General features: G+C 55.5%; 4 protein-coding genes and 1 pseudogene. 4 read left to right on the top strand and 1 reads right to left on the bottom strand.

What is annotated here, in order from left to right; genetic code table 11:
• From FJV47_RS11585 to FJV47_RS16785, 3 genes and pseudogenes are all read left to right on the top strand, one after another.
• A pseudogene (locus tag FJV47_RS11585) lies at nt 1-138 on the top strand (AraC family transcriptional regulator); the annotation flags it as partial.
• A gap of 586 nt (nt 139-724) precedes the next feature.
• Nucleotides 725-2602, top strand: coding sequence for a glycerophosphoryl diester phosphodiesterase membrane domain-containing protein (locus FJV47_RS11580; protein WP_255475097.1), 1878 nt, complete (start codon nt 725-727; stop codon nt 2600-2602).
• A 581-nt stretch (nt 2603-3183) separates the two neighbouring features.
• Nucleotides 3184-3420, top strand: coding sequence for a toxin-antitoxin system HicB family antitoxin (locus FJV47_RS16785; protein WP_370515039.1), 237 nt, complete (start codon nt 3184-3186; stop codon nt 3418-3420).
• Here the strand turns inward: FJV47_RS16785 and FJV47_RS11570 are convergent.
• Nucleotides 3376-4617 carry a CynX/NimT family MFS transporter gene (locus tag FJV47_RS11570; RefSeq protein WP_159613068.1) on the bottom strand — a complete coding sequence of 414 codons (1242 nt, stop codon included), beginning with the start codon at nt 4615-4617 and terminating at the stop codon, nt 3376-3378. The two genes, FJV47_RS16785 and FJV47_RS11570, sit on opposite strands and share 45 nt — an antisense overlap.
• A 221-nt stretch (nt 4618-4838) precedes the next feature.
• Here FJV47_RS11570 and FJV47_RS11565 point away from each other — a divergent pair, with 221 nt between their 5' ends.
• Nucleotides 4839-5975 carry an acyl-CoA dehydrogenase family protein gene (locus FJV47_RS11565; RefSeq protein WP_159613066.1) on the top strand — a complete coding sequence of 379 codons (1137 nt, stop codon included), beginning with the start codon at nt 4839-4841 and terminating at the stop codon, nt 5973-5975.
• Nucleotides 5976-6000 lie beyond the last annotated feature (25 nt).

Here is a 6000-nt window from a genome sequence, read left to right as displayed (position 1 = left end):
CAACGGCTTCGCATCGAACGAGCTCGGCACCTCTCAGCAACCACGGACCTCACCTCCGCCGAGATCGCGCTACGGGTCGGCTACGCAAACGCCGAGACTCTGCGCTCCCTCCTGCGCAGGGAGCGACGCCGTTCCTGACCTATCGCCATGCCTGTAGCTTGTGTCCTAGCGCTCGGTTGGAACCACCTCTCAGCACGTCGCGTCGACGCTCCTGCGTCGCCCCTGGACTACCCACTCGACACGCCCGCAGCACAGCCCATGTGACGCGCCCCGGCTTCCTGGACGGTCGAGGTTGGGTGGCTGTGATGTCGCTGGGTTCTCGCCGAGAGGGTCAGCAGACCCGATTGGGATGAGCCGCGAAGGCGGTTAGGTCAGGGCGGCCGAAGCCGGCCGGCGGGGTAGCGTCGGACACGTCGAGGTCTTTCGGATGGATGGCGTAGGAACCTCCGTCGTCGGGAGTTCTCGACGCCTATCTGCGGACCGACGCGCCCGGCCGACCTACACCGTCATCTGGGAAGAGCCAGTAAACACTCCACCATTTTCTCGGTAAGTAAACCTCTTGCGCGCAGTGCTTTCGATTACGGTGCTGATACTGAACACCGCGAGTTCCAAGGGATTCTGAGACCCTGTCCACAGCGACTGTTTAGCTCTGGCGATAAGATGGCAGTTAGCCTTCTTTGGGTTTTCGTAGATCAGAACGGGACATTGAGCAGTGAATAAGCGAATGAAATTTGGGCCAGCTGGCCAAGGTCATTCCGCTCGGTTGCACCCCTCCACGGGCCACGCCGTGCCACGCTACTCAGAAATTCTGAGTTTCCTTCATCGGATTTGGCGACTGAGTCACGCGAGAGTTTTCTATTATCTCGCGGTGATCAGCATCATTCAGCTGATCAATGGCCTCGGCGTCATGCCTGCGATTAGGTACCTCTTCAATCTGGCCCTCGAAGCCAGCGACCTCGTGAACGTCACCGACCGAACATTCACGGTATTGCTGACTCACCCGATCTCGGTCCTCTTGTTGTTAGCGATCGCCATCATCGCCTTGGCTGCGGTCGGATTGCAGTTCTTTTCCCTGATCGTGATGGTTAACCGCCAGCAATCAGGGAGGCCGCCGAGCCTTCGGGAGATGTTCTTCGATACCTTGGCGGCCTTGGGGAAGTTATTGCGCTACCCCTCGGTGGCGATGATGATTTACTTTTTCCTCGCGCTTCCTCTAGGTGGGCTGGGACTGTCTTCGGTATTGATTCAGGGCGTGGGCATTCCTCCCTTTATCACTCGTGAGTACCTCAAAGTCCCGATCAGTACCGGGATTTATTCTTTGATCATCGTAGCCATTCTCTGGCTGAACCTGCGGCTGATTCTGACTCTTCCACTGATGGTCATCGGGGAGAAAAGGCCACTGGCTGCGCTGGGTAACAGCATGAAAGCGACTCACAAGAACTTTTTCCGGTATCTCCTATTGGTGGGGTTGCCACTTGGAATCGCGGCGCTGGGTGCCTCGATTATGGTGGAAGTTCTCACCTGGATTCCAGAGCTGGCTACCGGCTTGATGAGTCGAGAAGGCGCCGCCATTGTGGCAAGCCTGTGCATTGGAGTCGGGCATACGCTCGGATTCCTGATTATTGGTGCTGCTACAGTCGTTGCACTGCAAATTTTGGTGGCACTGAGCCGAGACCGGTTGGGGCTACCCTCGGTTTACGAGGAGCGCTCACTTCGCGCCCGCACTTTCAAAGTTAAAGCGACCCGCGTAATCCTAGGAACACTCGCGTTTGTGGTTGCGGTGTCGGTCAGTCTGTATGTCTCTCCCGTATCGGGCAAGATCACCACGGGAGCGGAAAATACACTCGTGCTTGCTCATCGCGGATATTCTGCAGGCGGCGTCGAAAACACCCTAGGTGCCCTCGACGCTGCTGCCGAGCACCATGCTGATTATGTTGAAGCGGACTTCCAGCTGACCAAGGACGGACACTTTGTCGCCAGCCACGACAGCAACCTGTTCATGGTCTCCGGGGTCAACCGAAATATCTTCGATATGACCCTAAAAGAAGTTCAGAAGGTGACAGTGCGTGAGGGGGGATTCACTGACCGCATCCCGACCATGAGTCAGTATCTAAAGCACGCGAAGAAGCTCGGAATCCCGGTGCTTGTAGAGCTCAAGGTCACCGGGCATGAGCCCAAGGGGTACCTGCAGGAGTTCCTCAAGGATATTGATTCTGCGGGCACAGCAACAAGCAATATCTACCATTCGCTCGACGCCCACGCGGTCAGTGAAATTAAGCGCCTGCGTCCGGAGCTTCGGGTGGGTCTGACTGTGGCCATGAGTGTGGGGCAGTTGCCGGCCGTGAACTGCGATTTTTACACGATAGAGCAAGCGTCGTTCCGCCCGGATCTTTTGGAACAAGCTCATTCGAGGGATCAAGAAGTCTACGTCTGGACCGTCAATGATGAGTCCACGATTCGCAAACTGCTGTCTTTGCCCGTTGATGGCATCGTGACAGACCAAGTAGAGGTGGCACGATCCGATCGTGAACTGGTCGCCAGCGAACCGGCCAGTGATTACCGAGTCGGATACTCGCTGGCTTACCTAGACTTGTTCCGCTAGGACAGGATTCCCATCTTTTCAGTCATCTGGTTGGTATTCCCATGATCCTTATGACCGGTTGTTCACAACGCGTTATGCGTGCCGACTCAACGGCCCACCCCGATCGTATGGTTCCTGCATGAACTACCGAGAGAAGATCTACCCTTGCCAAATTGGTGCCAATAATGGAACCATTCTGCGATGCCTTCAATAGACGGCATAGTGTTCAAGAGCAGGAGCAATCCCAAGAACATCCGCTTCTCAGAACTAACCAAAGTTTGCACCGCGTTGATTGGACCACTGCGTGCAACCGCGGGAAGTCACCTTGTTTTTCAAATTCCGTGGGAGGGTGATCCTCGCATCAACATTCAAAACAGGGGTGGTTTCGCTAAGCCCTACCAAGTGAAGCAGGTACTGGCCGCTATAGAGAAAATGGGGAGCTAAAGATGCTTGCAGGTGATCTAGTCCTGGCAACTTAATACAAGTACAGCGTCGCATGGTCCGCTGAGGATGATGAATTCGTTGCCACCGTTGCGCAGTTCCCATCTTTGTCATGGCTTGCTGGATCACCACAAGCTGCCCTAACGGGGATTCGTGACCTCGTGCAGAACACCGTCGCGGACCTATACAAATCAGGTGAAGAAGTCCCTCTTCCGTTTGCACTGCGTGAGTACAGCGGAAATATTCGGTTACGGGTATCACCGCAAAAGCATCGGGCTTTGAGAGTTAAAGCCTCCGAGCACACAGTGTCCTTGATACCGTTACCTGAACGAATTGCTGTCCGGACTCTGAGGTCACGCAGAATCTACGGAACCCTGGTGGCGCGAGGCGAAAGGTGAATTTTTCCGCGCCAGAACTATGGTCAGTAGCGTGCCGATCAAAGAAAAGAACACCGCCATCCACCATGCTGCATTCCACCCGCCGGTATATGAGACCACGCCAGCCAACAGCATGGGGCCGGTGAAATTGCCGATGTTAAAAATCTGTTGGGCCAGGCCCATGGCCGCAGGCGCGGAACCACCAGCCGGTACAAGATCAACGACGATCCGAGTCACCGTCGTGGGGATCGCGGCCCCGCATAAGGAAAACATCCCAACGCTAGCGATCTGCATCCACATCAAGCTTGTTGGGTAGTCGAAGGCGAACGTCGCGACGGCTGCTAAAGCCATCAGGGCAAAACCGGAGAAAAGAAGATTTTGCCCGTTGAATCCTCGATGCAGTAACGTCCCACAAATGATGGCGCCCACCGCGTTCAACCCACCAACGGCGGCCGAGGCTAAACCATCAGTAACCGGCGACAGCCCGAACTCGGCATAAATTGTGGGCAGGAACCCCACCACGGCCATCCATTGCACCGTATAACACCCAAAAATTAGGCCGCTCACCCACACTCGACCGGAGCGGGCTGTGGTGAGGATGCGAGAAAGCGCCGGGCACAAAGCTGAAGGACCCGATGGGGTATCGGGCGGAACGTATTTGTAGATCAGTGGAATGGGTAGCGCCGTGAATAACGCCAACAGTCCCCACCAGAGTTGCCACGAGATATGCTGCAGGGCTAAGGACGTAGAAAAGACGCCAATAAAAGTAGCCAGCCCCATGTAGGCAGCCCACCAGCCCACTGCCATGTTGACGTTACTAGGCGGCGCGTGGCGTTTGACCAAACCTGGCCCCATCACGGTGGCCATGATGACTCCGGCACCTTCGATCATTCGTGTGGCCAGCAGGATGTAGGAGTTCGGCGAGAAAGAACCCAAGGCACTGCCCAGGATCAGTAAGCAAAGTCCGAGGATCAAGGTCCGTCGTTGAGACAGAACTTCAGCGAGCAATGACACGGCTAAGCCGCCGAGCATGCCGGCTGCTTGAACGACGCCCAGAAGTACACCCGAGAAAATGATTGAAAAGCCTAGTTCGTCTCGGATGACACCTAGTGCAGGGGAGAGCTTCCAGATGTGCAGGCCGGCGATGACTCCGGAAGCCACGATAATGATCCACGCGGAGTTGGTTCGCTGCTCAGGCTGATCTGTAGTTGAGCGCATGTGATCCGATGCCTCCTTGCACCTGTCGCGTCGAGATTCTGGACACGATTCTTCCCAAGAATTCTTGCAGCGCGTTGGCGAAAGGGCAGCGAATATTTCGTTCATTGAGAATACTCGTCGCGGCTGAAGCGAAGAGCTAAAAGTATTTACTTGGAAGACCTAGTAATTAGTAGGATGTCCAACTATATTTGAGCCTAAACTACTCCGAAAAAGGGCTGAGCATGTTTGAAATATCCGAGGACCAGCGCGCACTAGTAGACATGGTCCGAGACTTCGCCTCCACTGCATTGGAACCTAATGCAGCGAGCTGGGACGAAAACAAACACTTTCCAATCGACGTTCTGGCGCAAGCAGGCGAACTTGGAATGGGCGGTATCTACGCCAAGGAAGAATTTGGTGGATCGGGACTCACCCGCAGTGACGCGGTACTGATTTTTGAGGAGCTGGCTAAGGCGGATCCCACCATCTCCGCCTACATCTCCATCCACAACATGGTCGTTTGGATGATCGATACCTTTGGGTCTTTAGAGCTTCGTGAAGAATGGATTCCACAACTCACCACCATGAAGTCGCTCGGCAGTTACTGCCTCACCGAACCTGGAGTCGGATCTGATGCGGCGGCTCTGCGCACTCGCGCCGTGCGCGATGGTGATGACTACGTACTGAACGGTGTGAAGCAATTTATATCAGGCGCCGGGGCATCCGCTGCGTACATTGTCATGGCTCGCACCGCAGATACCGGTGCCCGGGGCATCTCTGCCATCCTCGTTCCGGCAGAAACGCCCGGACTATCTTTTGGGCCTAATGAAAAGAAGATGGGCTGGAATGCTCAGCCTACCCGTCAGGTCATCATGGATAACGTGCGCGTGCCCGCCCGCAATATCCTGGGCAATGAGGGTGACGGGTTCGGTTTTGCTATGAAAGGGCTCAACGGCGGACGCCTGAACATTGGCGCCTGCTCCTTGGGTGGCGGACAGAAGGCGCTGGAGAAGTCGATTGCTTACCTCAAAGAACGTGAAGCTTTCGGCGGCCCGTTGACCAACCAGCAATCCTTAGTCTTCAAACTGGCCGATATGGAAACCGAACTTGAAGCGGCGCGTACCTTATTGTGGCGGGCAGCCGCCGCCTTGGATGCTGGAGCGCCGAACGCGGTGAAACTGTGTGCCATGGCTAAACGACTGGCTACCGATGCAGGGTTTAACGCAGCCAATACGGCCATCCAGCTCCACGGTGGATACGGCTACCTAGCCGAATATGGTCTGGAGAAAATAGCCCGCGACCTGCGCGTGCATCAGATCCTTGAAGGCAGTAACGAAATCATGCGCCTGATCATAGGCCGCACACTGCTGGACTCGTAGTTCTCGCTGTCGCAGACTGAAATTC

Origin of the sequence: Glutamicibacter sp. JC586 (assembly GCF_009805585.1) — a bacterium.
Taxonomy (GTDB): Bacteria; Actinomycetota; Actinomycetes; order Actinomycetales; family Micrococcaceae; genus Glutamicibacter.
The sequence above is the reverse complement of the archived record's forward strand: the minus strand, read 5'-3'. Positions and strand labels throughout refer to the sequence as shown.

Excerpts from the sequence above, each read along its gene's own strand:
- FJV47_RS11580 (WP_255475097.1), top strand. The coding sequence starts at position 725 with ATGAAATTTGGGCCAGCTGGCCAAGGTCATTCCGCTCGGTTGCACCCC.
- FJV47_RS11570 (WP_159613068.1), bottom strand. The coding sequence starts at position 4,617 with ATGCGCTCAACTACAGATCAGCCTGAGCAGCGAACCAACTCCGCGTGG.
- FJV47_RS11565 (WP_159613066.1), top strand. The coding sequence starts at position 4,839 with ATGTTTGAAATATCCGAGGACCAGCGCGCACTAGTAGACATGGTCCGA.